Annotated in this window: 19 protein-coding genes; 1 reads left to right on the top strand and 18 read right to left on the bottom strand. The window is 42.3% G+C overall.

Annotation, left to right across the window (positions count from 1 at the left end):
- Positions 1 to 98 precede the first annotated feature (98 nt).
- Together PG086_RS06195 and budA are read right to left on the bottom strand one after the other, a co-directional pair.
- Positions 99 to 851: a YhfC family intramembrane metalloprotease gene (locus tag PG086_RS06195; RefSeq protein WP_270748155.1), complete on the bottom strand. Its 753-nt coding sequence runs from the start codon at positions 849 to 851 to the stop codon at positions 99 to 101.
- A gap of 9 nt (positions 852 to 860) precedes the next feature.
- Positions 861 to 1,592 carry an acetolactate decarboxylase gene (gene budA / locus PG086_RS06200; protein ID WP_247917219.1) on the bottom strand — a complete coding sequence of 244 codons (732 nt, stop codon included), beginning with the start codon at positions 1,590 to 1,592 and terminating at the stop codon, positions 861 to 863.
- 145 nt (positions 1,593 to 1,737) lie between these two features.
- On the opposite strand from budA, the gene PG086_RS06205 reads away from it, so the two are divergent.
- Positions 1,738 to 3,009, top strand: coding sequence for a PLP-dependent aminotransferase family protein (locus PG086_RS06205; RefSeq protein ID WP_270748157.1), 1,272 nt, complete (start codon positions 1,738 to 1,740; stop codon positions 3,007 to 3,009).
- Between the two features lie 20 nt (positions 3,010 to 3,029).
- On the opposite strand, the gene PG086_RS06210 is transcribed toward PG086_RS06205, so the two are convergent.
- The 16 genes from PG086_RS06210 to PG086_RS06285 form a co-directional block, all read right to left on the bottom strand.
- Positions 3,030 to 3,845 (bottom strand): ABC transporter substrate-binding protein, encoded by an 816-nt coding sequence (locus tag PG086_RS06210; protein WP_033585614.1) that lies wholly within the window; start codon positions 3,843 to 3,845, stop codon positions 3,030 to 3,032.
- Between the two features lie 156 nt (positions 3,846 to 4,001).
- On the bottom strand, positions 4,002 to 4,655 hold the full coding sequence (gene phoU, locus PG086_RS06215; protein WP_268704094.1) for a phosphate signaling complex protein PhoU: 654 nt from the start codon (positions 4,653 to 4,655) through the stop codon (positions 4,002 to 4,004).
- An 11-nt stretch (positions 4,656 to 4,666) separates the two neighbouring features.
- Positions 4,667 to 5,425, bottom strand: coding sequence for a phosphate ABC transporter ATP-binding protein PstB (gene pstB, locus PG086_RS06220; protein ID WP_000138671.1), 759 nt, complete (start codon positions 5,423 to 5,425; stop codon positions 4,667 to 4,669).
- A gap of 12 nt (positions 5,426 to 5,437) precedes the next feature.
- Positions 5,438 to 6,241 (bottom strand): phosphate ABC transporter ATP-binding protein PstB, encoded by an 804-nt coding sequence (gene pstB, locus PG086_RS06225; RefSeq protein ID WP_000049851.1) that lies wholly within the window; start codon positions 6,239 to 6,241, stop codon positions 5,438 to 5,440.
- A 10-nt stretch (positions 6,242 to 6,251) separates the two neighbouring features.
- Positions 6,252 to 7,136, bottom strand: coding sequence for a phosphate ABC transporter permease PstA (gene pstA / locus PG086_RS06230; RefSeq protein WP_000543049.1), 885 nt, complete (start codon positions 7,134 to 7,136; stop codon positions 6,252 to 6,254).
- Positions 7,126 to 8,043, bottom strand: a complete 918-nt coding sequence (gene pstC, locus PG086_RS06235; RefSeq protein ID WP_001070951.1) for a phosphate ABC transporter permease subunit PstC — start codon at positions 8,041 to 8,043, stop codon at positions 7,126 to 7,128. The genes pstA and pstC overlap by 11 nt, the downstream gene beginning before the upstream one ends.
- The gene (locus PG086_RS06240) at positions 8,043 to 8,921 is read right to left on the bottom strand and encodes a phosphate ABC transporter substrate-binding protein PstS (RefSeq protein WP_007520299.1); all 879 of its coding nucleotides are present in this window, start codon (positions 8,919 to 8,921) and stop codon (positions 8,043 to 8,045) included. Before PG086_RS06240 ends, pstC begins: the two co-directional genes overlap by 1 nt.
- Before the next feature lie 210 nt (positions 8,922 to 9,131).
- Positions 9,132 to 10,436, bottom strand: a complete 1,305-nt coding sequence (locus PG086_RS06245) for an RsmF rRNA methyltransferase first C-terminal domain-containing protein (RefSeq protein WP_270748164.1) — start codon at positions 10,434 to 10,436, stop codon at positions 9,132 to 9,134.
- Positions 10,437 to 11,210, bottom strand: coding sequence for an inositol monophosphatase family protein (locus PG086_RS06250; protein ID WP_270748165.1), 774 nt, complete (start codon positions 11,208 to 11,210; stop codon positions 10,437 to 10,439). It lies immediately after the preceding gene.
- Positions 11,200 to 11,478: a UPF0223 family protein gene (locus PG086_RS06255; RefSeq protein ID WP_093585762.1), complete on the bottom strand. Its 279-nt coding sequence runs from the start codon at positions 11,476 to 11,478 to the stop codon at positions 11,200 to 11,202. Before PG086_RS06255 ends, PG086_RS06250 begins: the two co-directional genes overlap by 11 nt.
- On the bottom strand, positions 11,479 to 11,880 hold the full coding sequence (locus PG086_RS06260; protein WP_002875821.1) for a Spx/MgsR family RNA polymerase-binding regulatory protein: 402 nt from the start codon (positions 11,878 to 11,880) through the stop codon (positions 11,479 to 11,481).
- A 220-nt stretch (positions 11,881 to 12,100) separates the two neighbouring features.
- Complete coding sequence (locus PG086_RS06265) at positions 12,101 to 12,718, bottom strand: TIGR01906 family membrane protein (RefSeq protein WP_270748166.1); 618 nt, start codon at positions 12,716 to 12,718, stop codon at positions 12,101 to 12,103.
- Positions 12,708 to 13,481: a TIGR01457 family HAD-type hydrolase gene (locus tag PG086_RS06270; protein WP_000323540.1), complete on the bottom strand. Its 774-nt coding sequence runs from the start codon at positions 13,479 to 13,481 to the stop codon at positions 12,708 to 12,710. The genes PG086_RS06265 and PG086_RS06270 overlap by 11 nt, the downstream gene beginning before the upstream one ends.
- Positions 13,482 to 13,491: 10 nt before the next feature.
- The gene (locus tag PG086_RS06275) at positions 13,492 to 14,229 is read right to left on the bottom strand and encodes an acyl-[acyl-carrier-protein] thioesterase (protein ID WP_049490189.1); all 738 of its coding nucleotides are present in this window, start codon (positions 14,227 to 14,229) and stop codon (positions 13,492 to 13,494) included.
- Positions 14,230 to 14,233: 4 nt separating this feature from the next.
- Complete coding sequence (hemW, locus tag PG086_RS06280; protein ID WP_270748168.1) at positions 14,234 to 15,364, bottom strand: radical SAM family heme chaperone HemW; 1,131 nt, start codon at positions 15,362 to 15,364, stop codon at positions 14,234 to 14,236.
- A gap of 73 nt (positions 15,365 to 15,437) precedes the next feature.
- Positions 15,438 to 15,836, bottom strand: a complete 399-nt coding sequence (locus tag PG086_RS06285; protein WP_270748170.1) for a YtxH domain-containing protein — start codon at positions 15,834 to 15,836, stop codon at positions 15,438 to 15,440.
- Positions 15,837 to 15,838: the final 2 nt, after the last annotated feature.

Genomic DNA, 15,838 nt, shown 5'->3' on the forward strand with positions numbered 1-15,838 from the left:
TTTTGTAAAGTGATTTCATTATACCATTTTTAAAGATTTTTGACGACTGGAAATTTCTGTATCCAATCTTTACATAAAAAAAGAGGTCATCCCTCTTTTTATGATTTTTTCCAAAATGTAAATTTTGTCAGCCAGATAAAGACTAAAAGTTCTACGAGAAGAACAAACTCAACTAGAAGCGGATTTGCAATCCATCCCACTTGAGATAAGGCTGGAGCCAAGTCAAACAAGGCATGCAAACCATAGGCAGCAAGGAGGTAGATCCATTTCTTTTGACGGACACTTTGATAGACCCAGATGGAAAGACCAATTTGGAGAACTAGGGCAAGTACACGCTCAACTCCTAGTAAATAAACCTGCCATACAGAAAGAGACTGAACCGTTTCGAGTGTAGACTTTGGAAGAAGATTGGCTACATCAGTATTTGAAGACTGGATGAGTGAAAAGAGAATCAAAAGACTGATCAAGCTTCCCATTCCGAGATAGAGCATTTCCAAGCCCCCATGTCCCAAACCATAGGCCAAAGCATCTCGATCTTCTAGCTTTCTCTTTTTCTCCAACCATTTAAAAAAGACAAGACGAGCTGTTTCCTCAAAGAGGGCCGCCATGGCGATTCCATAAAGCACATATAAGAAAGGCTGCTCCTGCATAAGCGGAATGGTTCCATCTTTTTGCGGATGGAGTATCAGAAGGTGAACCATCTTCTCTAACACTTGAGAAGAAACAAAAAATGCGATTGCCCCCAAGCCCATCACTGCAAGAGAGATTTTAAACCGTTTTTTGGCATACCAAGTCCCACCTACTAGAATGAGAACCAAAGCGATCATGGTAAGGATAATATGTACTGTCATTTTTTTCTCCTATTCTGACTTATCAATATCTTTCTTCATCTCGTCAACGTTAAATTTGGCAAATAAATACTGGCGATCTTGGACTGGAAAACGTTGGTCCAACTGGTCGACTGCCCCAACCTCAATCATTCCTTCTTTGATAACAAAGTCCATCACATGCCCACCAAAGGTCAAATCATCTGAGATAAAATGCAAATGGTAGCCTGCAACACTCACCCCATGGAAAATCTCCGGTGTCCAAAATCCAACAATAGTTCCCGATACATTTTCACGGCTATATTCAGGTTGGTGAGTCGCTACATCAGCAAACTTAGTATCAGGTGTGGATTTGGGAATCATCCGTACGTGCATTTGTGAAAATTCACCATGAATCTTGATGGAACGAAAAAGATTTTCCCCATCATAATAGGACTCAATTCTTTTTTCCAATTCCTTATCTGTCATCTCAAAGCGCTGACGAAAAATCACTTCTGCCTGATGAGGAACCACTGCTGCATAGGGAATAAGAGCATCCGCTGCCACCTCGACGATTTCAGGCGTTTTACCAGATCCCTTGGCTTGATATGCCTTACCATCAAGGACAATCAACTCCCCATCAATCGAATCCAATGTCCCCAAGCCGAGGTCACCATGTTCCAGCAACTCTCCCACTGTCATGGTTCCACCATAGAGACCTGCCATTAGGGCACCTAAAGTATTGTATTGAAATAATTTTACCGGTTCCTGCACTTTTCTATCCATTCTCTTTCTTATCTTTTATTCAATGAATCATCATACTTTCTAAGTATACCACATTTGCTCCTAGTTGTGAAAGGGAGAAATGCTTTTCCCATTGCAAAGGAGGCAAAAAAAAGGTACAATGTAACAAAATCAACGGAGGTCTGGAATGAAGAAAGAAAGTAAATACCAAGCAGTCGTTTCCTTTCTAAAAAAGGGTATCGAATCAGGAAAATTCCCAACAGGTAGCCGGCTTCCCTCTATCCGTCAACTGAGCCAAGACTTCCACTGTAGCAAGGACACTATCCAACGAGCCCTGCTGGAATTACGCCATGAACAATACCTCTATGCCAAACCCCAAAGTGGCTACTATGTTCTGGAACAAGGACAGCACCAAGACTTGAAAATCGAAGTCACTGACGAACACGCTAGTGCCTATGATGACTTCCGACTCTGTGTCAATGAAACCCTGATAGGCCGAGAAAACTACCTCTTCAACTATTATGACAACCAAGAAGGCCTTGAGGAACTGAGACAATCTGTCCATCAACTTCTTTTCAACCAAGCCCTCTACTGCAAACCCGACCAACTGGTTCTGACTTCTGGCACCCAGCAAGCTCTCTTTATCCTTTCTCAGATCAACTTTCCGAGCGAGGGAGCGGAGATTTTGGTCGAACAACCGACCTATCACCGAATGAACCGCCTCTTGGTCGCTCAGGGATTGGCCTACCAGACCATTGAACGCCGTATTGATGGCATTGACCTTGAAGAACTGGAAGAACAGTTCAAATCTGGGAAAATCAAGTTTTTCTACACCATTCCTCGCTTTCACTATCCCCTAGGTCATTCCTATTCTGATCAGGAAAAAAGGGCTATTCTGGATCTAGCAAACCAGTATGGTGTTTACATCGTAGAGGATGACTATCTAGGAGATTTAGACCCTAAAAAAGGGCAAACTTTCCACTATCTGGATACAGAGGATCGGGTTATTTATATCAAATCCTTCTCAACAAGTCTCTTTCCAGCCCTTCGTATCACCGCTCTCATTCTCCCAAATGCCCTAAAAGAGGCTTTTGTTTCCTACAAAAATATCCTGGACTATGACAGCAATCTTATCATGCAAAAGGCACTCTCTCTTTACATCGACAGTCAGTTATTTGAAAAAAATCGATTGGCCCGTCTTACCCTTCAAGAGAACTATCAGACTCAGATAAAGAAAGTGCTTGAAAGGAACACCTGTCCCTTGCCCTACTATCCTCTACACGATGGCCTTCTCCTTGATTTGAGAAACTATCCTAAGATTGCCAGTCTCAAACACAGCTCACTCAAACTAGACTTTTTTGAGAAGGCTTATTTGGACGCCTGTCCTTATCAGTTCGCCAAAGTCTCTCTCGAAAATCTAGAAGAGTTATTAGAATACCTAAAAGCAGAATTGGATTAAAGTCCAACTCTGCTCTTTTCTTATTGTTCAACTTCTGTTAGTTTCGCTGCTTTTTCTAGATAGCTTTGATATGTTCCGTCATCTTTCAGTTTTTGGATAACCTTATCGACTACTGCTTTCAAGTCTGATTGATTCTTCTTGATAGCAACAGCATTGGCTTCGCCATCTTTCATCGTCAAATTAACAGTTGCAACGGCAAGATCTGAGTTTTTACCTGCGTAGCTAAGAGCAACTGGTTCATCCATATGAACAGCATCCACTTTTCCAGCCTGCAATTCATTGACTGCTTCCCCCATATTGGTCAAGGATGTCAATTGGGCATTTGGCAATTGTTCCTTGACCATAGTTTCTGGAACGGTTCCCTTTTGAGCAGCAATATTCGCACTTGCGAGGCTTGAAAGATCCTTGTACTTATCTAAATCGGCTTTTCTAACCAAGAAACTCATCTTGTTTTCATAGTAAGGGATTGAAAAGTCAAAGACTTCCTTTCTCTCATCTGTGGCACTAATTCCTGCAATGGCTAAGTCAGCCTTTCCAGTTTGAAGGCTAGTCAAAACATTGTCAAAACTCATGCTAGAGATTTCAAGTTTAACCCCAAGCTCATCCGCAATCGCTTGAGCCATATCAATATCTGCCCCAACCACTTGGTTTTTACCATCTACCAAGGATTGGAATTCAAATGGTGCATAGTCTGGACTGGTCGCAACGACTAGCTTTCCTTTTTGTTTGATAGCGTCCACAGCAGACTGGGAGCTATCCGTTCCTGACTGGCAAGCTACCAAAACCATGCTGGCAAGCATGCTACATACAACTAACATCCATTTTTTAAATTTCATAAATAAACGACCTTTCTGTTATTTCTGAATAATTATAACTCTTTTAAAAATAGTTGTCAACCCTTTTAGAGATTTTGATTGCAAAATAATTCTTTTCATAAAAAGAAGACTGATTTATCACAATCAGCCTTTTATTCTGTATATTTAAACCGTTTCTTATAGCTCGACAATCTTCCCTGTTTCAAAGTAAACAACCCATTCACAAATATTTTTAGCGTAGTCTCCGATACGTTCTAAGAAGGAAATGACCTGGAAGTAATCACGGCCTGTAACGATGGCTTCAGGATGTTTCTTAATTTCTTCTGTAGCCAAATCACGAATGCTATCAAAGTAATGGTTGATTTTTTCGTCCATCGCTGCTACTTCGTAGGCTTGATCCACCGAACCGTTCAGATAGAGATCTAAAGCCGCTTCGACGAAGTTTTTCACATCGCGTCCCATCTTTTTGATCTCTTCTTCAACTGCAGGAATGCGTTGTTCCCCCTTCATACGAATAGTTGCTTTTGCGATTGACACTGCATGGTCTCCCATGCGTTCCAGGTCTGATACTGCCTTAAGAACGGTCAATACAGTACGGAGGTCTTGAGAAACAGGTTGTTGAAGCGCGATCATTTCAAAGGATTTCTTTTCGAGTTTCACTTCATATCCATTTACTTCTACATCTTCCTCAATAACTTCTTTTGCCAAATCACGGTCATGTGTGACAAAGGCACGCACTGTACGATTGATTTGTGAGAGCACTTCTTGTCCCATGGCATAGAACTGGTTGTGCAATTTCTCCAAATCTTCTTCAAATTGAGATCGTAACATCATTCAACTCCTTATCCAAATTTTCCTGTAATATAATCTTCTGTTTCCTTGTTTTGTGGGTCTAGGAACATCTTCTTCGTATCGTTAAACTCAATCAAATCCCCATCTAGGAAAAATCCTGTTTTATCAGAGATACGAGAGGCCTGTTGCATCGAACGTGTTACCAAGAGCATGGTGTATTTATCTTTCAGACCATACAAGGTTTCCTCAATCTTACCAGCCGAGATAGGATCCAAAGCTGAAGTCGGTTCATCCAAGAGAATAATCTTGGGACTGGTTGCTAAGACACGGGCAACACAAACACGTTGCTGTTGGCCACCTGAGAGACCAATGGCTGAATCATGCAAGCGATCCTTGACCTCATCCCAAATAGAAGCGCGTTGCAAGGCTTTTTCCACCGCTTCATCCAAAACATGTTTATCCCTGACTCCATTGATACGTAAGCCGTAGACAACATTTTCATAGATAGACATAGGGAAGGGATTGGGCTGTTGAAAAACCATACCGATTTCCTTACGCAATTCAACCGTATCGGTACGTGGACTGTAGATATTGTGGCCATTATAAATCACTGTTCCAGTTGTTGTCACCTCAGGATTTAGATCGCCCATGCGGTTGATGGCTTTGAGCAGGGTGGACTTTCCTGATCCAGAAGGACCAATCAAGGCGGTTATTTCCTTAGGTTGGAAAGAAAGGGAAACACTATTCAAAGCCTTCTTTTTATTGTAATAAACGGACAGGTCTTTAACCTGCAAAATCGGTTCTGTCATACTGCTTCCTTTCTAACCAAAGTGTCCCGTTACATAGTCATTGGTTGACTGTAACTTAGCATTTTGGAAAATATTGGATGTCTTATCATACTCAATCAAATCACCTAAGTAGAAAAATCCTGTGTAGTCACTTGCACGCGCAGCCTGTTGCATACTGTGGGTAACGATGATGATGGTAAAGTCCTTCTTCAATTCCAACATGGTTTCTTCCAGTTGGGCTGTCGCAATCGGATCCAAGGCTGACGCCGGTTCATCCATCAAGAGGATATCTGGCTTGACAGAGATGGCGCGAGCGATACAGAGACGTTGTTGTTGTCCACCAGAAAGCATCAAGGCTGATTTGTGGAGGTCGTCTTTGACCTGATCCCAAAGGGCAGCCTGTCTTAGAGAGGTTTCTACAATTTCATCAAGTACTTTCTTGTCCTTAACACCTGCACGTTCATGAGCAAAAGTGATGTTGCGGTAAATAGACTTGGCAAATGGATTTGGACGTTGGAAGACCATTCCGATATGCTTGCGCATCTCATAGACATTGATTTCTGGACGGTTGACGTCAATCCCTCGGTAGAGGATTTGACCTGTTACCTTGGCAATATCAATGGTATCATTCATCCGATTGAGACTGCGAAGATAAGTAGATTTCCCTGATCCAGAAGGACCAATCAAGGCTGTAATTTTATTTTTTTCAAATTGCATATCGATGCCCTTGATGGATTCATTTTTACCATAGTAAACATGTAAATCCTTGGTAGAGAGGGCCACTTTTTCTTCAGGGAAGGTGATGATATGCTTTTCATCCCAGTTATATTTTGACATGGCTTCTCCTTTAGGCAGCGGTTAATTTCTTGTGTAAATAGCTTCCGAGTTTGCGTGCTCCAAAGTTAAAAATCAAGATAAAGATGAGGAGCACTGCGGCAGAACCAGCAGATACAATGGTAGCATCAGGAATGGTTCCCTCGCTATTGACTTTCCAGATGTGGACAGCCAAAGTTTCTGCTTGTCGGAAGATTGAGATAGGACTGGTAACACTGAGGATATTCCAGTTAGACCAGTCTAGGGCTGGAGCGGATTGTCCTGCCGTATAGATAAGAGCGGCGGCCTCACCAAAGATACGGCCAGATGCCAAGACAACACCCGTTACGATACCTGGAAGGGCTTCTGGAATGACAACATGAACTACAGTCTCCCAACGAGAAATTCCAAGAGCCAGACCAGCCTCACGTTGTGTATGGTGAACGTGTTTTAAACTGTCCTCAACATTTCGAGTCATCTGAGGGAGGTTAAAGACCGTCAAGGCCAAGGCACCTGAAATGATTGAAAATCCATACTCAAACTGGACTACAAAAATCAAGTAACCAAAGAGACCTACAACGACTGATGGTAGAGAAGACAAGATTTCAATACAGGTTCTGACAAAATTTGTCACAGGACCCTTTTTTGCATATTCAGCTAGGTAAATCCCAGCCCCCATAGACAAAGGCACAGAGATAATCAAGGTAATGACTAAAAGGAAGAAGGAATTGTAGAGCTGAATCCCGATACCCCCACCTGCTTGATAAGAGGAAGATTTCCCAGTCAAGAAGGACCAAGAGATGTGAGGTAACCCTCTCACCAAGATATAGAGAATCAAGGATGCCAAGATGGCCACGATGATACCCGCGATGGTATAGAGGACAGCTGTTGCAAGTTTATCTAATTTCTTAGCGTGCATAGTTTTTCTTTCCTCTTTCTTTCGTAATCAATTTAATCACACTGTTAAAGGCCAAACTCATCAAGAGCAATACCAAGGCCAGTGACCAGAGAACGTTATTATCAACCGTTCCCATGACGGTATTTCCGATACCCATAGTCAATACAGATGTCAAAGTCGCAGCTGGTGTTGTTAGCGAGGTTGGGATAACTGCTGAGTTTCCGACCACCATCTGAATAGCAAGGGCTTCACCAAAGGCACGTGCCATCCCAAAAACCACTGCAGTGAAAATACCTGAACGCGCTGCTTTCAAGGTCACACGCCAGATGGTTTGCCAACGAGTGGCTCCCATAGCCAAACTAGCTTCGCGGTAGTGACGAGGAACCGCACGCAAGCTATCGGTTGTCATAAAGGTTACTGTCGGTAAAATCATGACAAAAAGAACGAAAATCCCTGACAAGATCCCAAAACCAGTTCCACCAAAAACACTGCGGACAAAGGGAACTACGACCTGCAAACCGATAAATCCATAGACGACTGAAGGAATACCGACGAGAAGTTCAATGGCTGGTTGCAAAATCTTTGCACCCTTTGGTGATACTTCAGTCATAAAGACTGCAGCTCCGATAGCAAAGGGAGTTGCGATGAGGGCTGATAAAATCGTCACAATAAAGGAACCCAAAATCATTGGAAGGGCACCAAATTGTTTCCCAGAAGGATTCCAAGTTTGTCCAAAGAGGAAATCAAAGATGTTGACCCCATTGACAAAGAAGGTCGATAAGCCTTTTTGGGCTACAAAAATCAAAATCATCGCCACAATGATGACAATCAAAGAAAGGCAGGTGAAGGTCAAACCTTTACCAAACTTCTCAAGGCGAGAGTTCTTTGAAGGAGAGAGTAATTTTTTAGATAATTCTTCTTGATTCATTATTGACCTCCTTCTACTGCTGTAACGGTACCTGAAGCATCCTTTTGGACTTTCATTTCATTGATAGAGATATAGCCCATGCCCTTAACAATTCCATTTTGGGCTTCATCTGAGAGGACGAAATTCAGGAATTCAGCAGCTAACTCATTTGGCTGACCGAGTGTGTACATATGTTCATAAGACCACAAAGGCCAGTTGTTGGTCGTTACATTTTCAGACGTAGGTTCATACCCATTCAGTTTCATGCTTTTCACGGAATCATCTACATAGGCAAAGGCTAGATAAGAAATGGCTCCAGGAGTTTGGGATACAATGGACTTGACCATCCCGTTAGAATCCTGTTCTTGGCTCTGCATTGCCGATTGGCCATTCATAACGACCGTATCAAACGTCGCTCGTGAACCAGAACTTGCTGCTCGGTTGATGATTGAAATGGCCAGGTCTTTGCCCCCAACTTCTTTCCAGTTGGTCACTTCACCTGTAAAGATTTTGCGAAGTTGCTCGGTTGTGAGATTTTCAACATCCACTTCTTTGTTTACAATCACTGCAAGACCAGCCACTGCAACCTTGTGGTCTACTAGAGCCGAAGCATCGATTCCTTCTTTTTCCTCTGCAAAGACGTCAGAGTTCCCGATGTCAACTGCTCCAGACTGGACTTGGGAAAGTCCTGTACCCGATCCTCCACCTTGAACATTGACTGTTTTTCCGATGTTTCTAGAACCGAATTCATCTGCTGCTGCTTCGACAAGAGGTTGAAGAGCTGTTGAACCAACAGCTGTCATAGATTCTCCACGATCAATCCAGCTAGCGCATCCTGCTAGAGAACCTGCCATCAAAAGTGCTGCAAGAGACATGACGAGCTTTTTTCTTTTTTTCACTGTTATTCTCCTTGAACATAATGATAAATGTTCTGATTTCTTCCGTTTGTCCTGATCATCCAATTATCATCAATGATTGTCCCGCTTTATTTTATCTAGACATTCTTAGGAGCGGACAATTCCATCGTATAATATAAGCAATAATGAAAGACTATCAGAAAAAACTCATACTTCCACTATAACATAGAATAGGCTCTTTGACTAGCTTTTTCACTTGAATCTGAGCCCTTTTGGATAATAATTTTTCAAAACATTTCCCGTTACCTTGGCAAAGCCTAATCCGTTTCCTTGAACCACAACTTGGTACCAGCCATTTGGTCGAGCTTCAGACAATTGAACGGTCTCACCAGCCACATATTTTACAAAGTCCTCATCATTGATTTCGACACTTTGTTTTACTTGGCTTGGTTTCAAGGCCAAACCGAGAGCAAAGCTTGGTTCAAAACGTTTCTTCTTAAACGTCCCCAGATGGAGCCCATTTCGGGCAATTTTGAGCTTCCCTAGATCAGGTAGCATCTCTGGCAAGAGATAGAGCTGATCTCCAAAAGTCCGCAAGATACCAGTTAGATTGACCTGCAAGTGTTTTTGGGCAAAATCATGCCACAAATCCAGTTGTTCACGACTGAGATTGCTCTTGCTGGCTTTGAATTTAGGTGCTGGATTTTCTCCCTTAAACTGCAAATGGGCAACAAACTGACCTTCTCCCTTAAAATGGTGAGGGTACATTCGCGCCGTTTCAGGAAGTCCAATTCCTGCTACCATACCGTTCACATGCTCGACTGGAAGCAATTCAAATTCATAAGTATCCAGCAACCAGTGGACGATTTCTTCATTTTCCTCAGGTGCCCAAGTACAGGTCGAATAGACCAAACGCCCACCATCTGCAAGCATGGTCACTGCATCTGCCAGAATTTCTCTTTGCAAACTAGCGCATTGACTCGGATAATCGGTACTCCAATAATCCATGGCATCTGGCTGCTTACGAAACATCCCTTCACCCGAGCAAGGTGCATCAAGGACAATCACATCAAAGTAACCTTTAAAAACCTTGGCTAAGCGGTCAGCAGATTCATTGGTCACGACAACATTTGTCGCTCCAAATCGTTCCATATTTTCCACTAAAATCTTAGCACGCTTGCTTGAAATTTCGTTGGAAACAAGGACTCCTTGATTAGCCAGATAAGCTGCTAGTTGAGTGGATTTTCCACCTGGTGCTGCCGCCAAGTCCAAGACCTTCATGCCAGGACTTGGTTGAGCTACCTGGGCCACCATTTGGGCTGCAGGCTCTTGTGAATAAACGAGACCCGTAACGTGCTCTGGAGATTTCCCAGAAACTTTTCCATAGTGCCCCCAAGGTGTACGAGGAATGACATTAGCAAACGATAGCTGACTTTCTTTTAAGGGATTAACCCGAAAAGCCGAAACCGCTTCCTGCTTAAAAGAGGCAAGAAAATCTCTTGCCTCATCTTCTAGTATCGCTTCATATTTTTCAACAAATCCTTCTGGAAATTTCATTTAGTTCTCTTTCCTTTCGTAGATATAAGACTGAATCTCTTCTTGCATCTCGATTGGCACCATCATGACAGGCTGACGCGTTTTAAAATCAGCGGGATCACCTGATACCGTAAGAAGACGATAACCCAGACTTTCCCCTAAAATACTAGCCGCAGCGTAATCCCATGGCTGTAAGTAGGTAATATAAGTCAGAAGACGACCCGATAAAACCTTAGCAAAACTAATGGCCGCACTGCCATAGACACGGACTCCCAATGCTGCTCGGCCCAAATCCGCCAAGCCCCACTCATTGGTTTCAAACATACCTGAGTTACCGGCAACTAAAAATTCTTGAAGAGGTTTCTTTTTAAAAGTCGGTAAGGGCTCATTATTACGACAAGGAGGAAAGGCACCACCACCATGGTAACAATCACCTTTCATGACATCATAGATGATGCCAAATTTGCCCACACCATTCTCAAAATAAGCCAACATAACGGCAAAATCTTCCTGCTGGGCGACAAAATTATTGGTACCGTCAATGGGATCAATCACCCAAACAGAACCTTGATCGACCGCAGCACGCAAACAGCCCTCTTCCGCGCAAATCAAGTCTTCAGGATAGGATAACTTGATTCGATCAACCAAGAGTTGCTGGACCTCCTTGTCCAAACGTGTCACCAAGTCTGTAGGGGAAGACTTGCGCTCAACCTGCAAATCTTCTTTCATGTGAGTCAAAATATAGTCAGCAGCTTCCTGCACAATCTGTTTGGCAAATTCAAATTTAGTTTCCAAGAGAAATCTTCCCTTCCCCTTTTTCCTTGGCAGCCTGAACTGCTCGGTAAAGCGAATAGCCACTAACTGTTTCAAATTCTCGTCCCAAACGTTTCTCTTCACTCTTGCTTGGCACAACCAATTTGAATTCCTTGTAAGACTCTAGCAGTTTTTTAGCTTCTACCTTATCTTCATAGGCAGCTTCAACATCATTAAAAAAAGAAAGCACTGAAGCAAGTTCTTCAGTGCTCCACGACAAATCTAGTGGGTAACTATACTGTTTGTTCATCTATCCAATACCAGCTCTCAATGTTGCTTCTTTTAGTTCTTGTTTACGGTAACTACGAGGGAGAAAAGCACGAATCTCATCTTCATTAAAACCAATTTGCATGCGTTTGGTATCTGTAATAATTGGGCGACGCAAAAGACTAGGATATTGCTCAATCAACTGAAGCAACTCCGATACCGAGATACTCTCTACATCAATATCCAATTTTTGAAAAATTTTTGAACGAGTTGAAATGATGTCATCAGTACCATTTTCGGTCAAGGAAAGAATATGTTGTAATTCTTTTCTTGTTAAAGGACTAGTCATAATATTATGCTCTTGAAAGGGCACTTTATGCGTCTCTAACCAAGCCTTTGCCTTACGACATGATGTACAACTCGGTGATAAAAATAGTGTAATCATGCTTTTCTCTTCTTTTATCTATACTTGCTATTTCTATTATACAAAAAAATAAAGCGCTTGACTAGGTATTTTTAGAAAAAAAGCCTATTTTTTCATAGAAAATAGACTGTTTTCTGCAAAAATCTCCTGCTTTGCAAGTTTATCTTTAGGATAACCTAACAATAAATAGGGAGCAGAACGACTTCTCTCGTTTTTTATTAAAAATACAGAATGTTATCCTCTATTTCCTTGAAGCTTTAACAAGGAGGAAACCGAATATTCCTTCATACAAAACAAAGAAAAGTAAAAAGGCATGGAGGAAGAAAATCTCTGGCAAAATCAGAATAACTGGATCCTTGGCTGGATCAAAAAGCCAGGTATCATCTCCCACGAAGAGAATCTGATGGAAAAGAGTAAAGAATTGCTCAAAACCAATCAACACTCCTACAAGCCCAATGACTAGAGGCAATAGCACTAAAGTCAAGATATTTTTACGATATAGGGGCAAAAAGCCTTTTTTCACAATCTTTCTAACAAAGAAATAAAAACTTGGTAGCGTCACTAGGGCAACTAGCTGAACTAAGTGGAAGAGATTCTTCACCACCGCAAAGTGGTGTAGACCTGCCGCTGATGAACGAAAATCTGGCATCTCTAAGACCTGACTAAAGGGATTAGTCAGGTAATTCATCAAGATATGAAAATTGTACTGAATGGTTTCTGGCTTTAGATAGACTCGATCCGCTAAGTTCAGCCACTCAATTTCCAAAGGATAGAAAATCCATGCCAGATAAATGGTTAAGAGAATAGACAGGGAGAGGAGAAAGAGCATACTTCCCCAAAAGGTCAGTTTAGTTTTCATCAAAATTCCACTCCGCAAGGCTAGAAACTACATGAGTTGGTGCGATTGGCAAGTCCGCCACTTCTTCTGCTTTGGTAAAACCTGTGGTCACCAAGAGCGTTGGAATGCCATTGTCAATCCCTGCTCGAATATCAGTCAAGTAGTTATCCCCGACCATGAGCAAGTCTTCTCGATCTATACCCAGATGTTCCACGGCCTTTTCCATGATGATCGCATTCGGTTTTCCGATATATACTGGTTTGACCCGTGTAGCGACTTCAAGAAGTGTAATTAGTGAACCAGCACCAGGCAAGAGACCTCGTTCCGTCGGGATATTGAGGTCAGGGTTGGTTCCGATAAAGTGAGCCCCCTTTTGAATGGCTAGAGTTGCTGTCGCAAATTTTTCATAGTCAACTTGCCAGTCCAGTCCAACTACCACATAGGCTGGACTTTCCTTGTCTTCCACATAACCAGCAGCCTTGATAGCTTCCTTGAGCCCCGCTTCGCCGATGACATAGACTGTCTTTTCCAGTCCTAAGTCATTCATATAGTCGATGGTTGCCAAGGTTGCTGTGTATACAGTCGATAGAGGCGTGTTGATATTAAAATTCTGAACCAACATCTCTTGAACACTCTCAGGAGTACGAGTTGTATTATTGGTCACAAAGAGGTAGGGAATTTCTCTTTTTTGTAACTCATGGACAAAAGCCTCACCCGCGGGAATTCGGTCTTTCCCCTTGTAAATGGTTCCGTCTAAATCAATTAAATAACCTTTATAAGCCATATCGTCCTTTCTAATTGCCTTCAATTTCTTGCCAAGTAATCATAGCTTGGGCATTGATCTCGCCATCACTAATAATCTCATGCTTGCTTTCTAGTCCCTTGAGTTCATAAGCTGAAGCAATCATACCACCTGGCCGCACTTCTTTGACATATTTGAGATTGATTTTCTTTGGAATATACTTGGTCAAAAAGTCTGCTCCCATAACCTCAAAAATCCAATCTAGGTATTTGCTATTATTGACATGACCATTCATATCCAAGTCGTAAAAACGAACATGGTAGTCTTTACTGATCGGATCTTCTAGATTTGCATACTTTGGCCCACGGATGAGTTTTTTATCAAACTCGGACTGATAAGGAGCAACAATCTCCGGTTCGACAGCATGAACTTTACGACTGTCTCGGTCCATCAGAACAAAGGTTGCTACCATGCGAATGATTTCTTGACCTGCTTCATCATAGATAGTGAAACGGCGGTAGCAAAAAAGACGATTGTAAGTCAACGCTTCTGTTTCAATCGTAATCTCCTCAGCAAAGCGAGGCAAGCGAACCACGTCAATCGCATAGTCTGTAATAATCCAGACCAGATTGTAACGTTCTAACACATCCTTGTCACTAACTCCCAGTTCAATGGACTGCATACCTGATACTTGCAAGGACAGCAAAATCACATCTGGAAGTTTGATATGACCGTTCATGTCCGCCATATCAAAAGGAATTTTCATTTTCATTTGATAAGTTAAGCCCATTGTTCTACTCCAAAATAAATCGTTCTGCTACAGTGTCTCCCAAGAAGAGACCCCTCTTTGTCATTCGGACACGATCACCGTCGATCTGCATGAGTCCTTGTTGAACCAAGTCTCTGATGATCTCGCCATAAAGTCCATCAAAGGACCGTCCAAATTTTTCCTCAAATCGCGCCATGGAAACCCCAGATTTTTTCCGGAGGCCTAGGAACATTTCTTCTTCCATCTGTTCCCTTTGACTCAGGTGTTCTTCTGTTATCCGAGCATTTCCTGCCTCTACTGCGTTGAGATAGTGGCGGATAGGCCCGTGGTTTTTATAGCGCACCCCGTTCACATAACCTGAAGCACCCGCACCGATACCATAATATTCGGCATTGTCCCAGTACATGAGATTGTGGCGACTTTCAAATCCGGATTTAGAGAAATTGGAAATCTCATAATGCTCAAAACCAGCTCGCTCCAGTTCTGCGATGATGTACTCAAACATCTCCGCTTCTAACTCTTCCTTGGGTAGGGGCAACTTCCCTCGTCGCATGCGGTTCATAAAGACCGTATGGTTTTCCAAAATCAAGCTATAAAGGCTCATATGAGGAATATCAAGCGAGATAGCCTTAGCTACATTGTCCTTGACCTGAGCCATAGTTTGACCTGGAAGAGCATAGATTAGATCGATGGAGATATTGTCAAAACCAGCCAGTTTGAGGCGGTCGATATTTTCATAAATATCCTTCTCCAAGTGACTACGCCCAATCTTTTTCAGCATTTTATCATCAAAAGTCTGCACACCCAAGGAAACACGATTGACTGGTGACTGCTTCAAAACCGCAATCTTATCCGCATCCAAGTCGCCTGGATTGGCCTCAATGGTCAACTCTTCCAAAACTGACAAGTCCAAGTTTTTAGTTAAGCCATCCAGGAGCACTTCTAATTGCGGAGCTGACAAAGCCGTTGGCGTCCCACCTCCAATGTAGAGAGTTCGTAACTTTTGGATATCATAAGAACGAAACTCCTCTAGCAGATGCTCCAGGTAACTATCTACTGGTTGATTCTTAATAAACACTTTTGAAAAGTCACAATAATAACAAATCTGTGTGCAAAAGGGAATATGCACGTAGGCGGACGTTGGTTTTTTCTGCATAGTATTTATTATACCACAAAGACAGGTTTGCAGATAAAAATCACCATCTCCAAAAACCAGAGATGGTGATACTTTATACTTCAGTAATATTGATGATAATTTCTTCTTGATCTTCAGCGACGTCTGGAGTTGTTGACTGTTCTTGCCATTGCTCCTTGAGATTGTTAAAGGTTTCCTTTGACGCTTCTGTCGCTTGTCGAGCACAGGTTTTAGCTTGGTCAAGGACACTATCAAAAGTAATTTCACCAGATTCTACTTGTTCCTTTGTTTTCAGCACAAAGTCAGTTGCCTGTTCCTTCACTTCTGTTAGTTTTTCACAAACCTGCTCTCTAGCATATTCTGGATCTTCTCTCAAATCATCTAGAAAATCCTGAGCTTGACTACAAACTTGCTTGCCCTTGTCACTCGTCAAAAACAAAGCGAGAGCTGCACCTGAAACAGTACCTAAAAGGATAGAGGATAGTTTTCCCATAA

This window comes from Streptococcus halitosis (genome assembly GCF_027691175.1).
GTDB classification, from domain to species: Bacteria; Bacillota; Bacilli; order Lactobacillales; family Streptococcaceae; genus Streptococcus; species Streptococcus halitosis_A.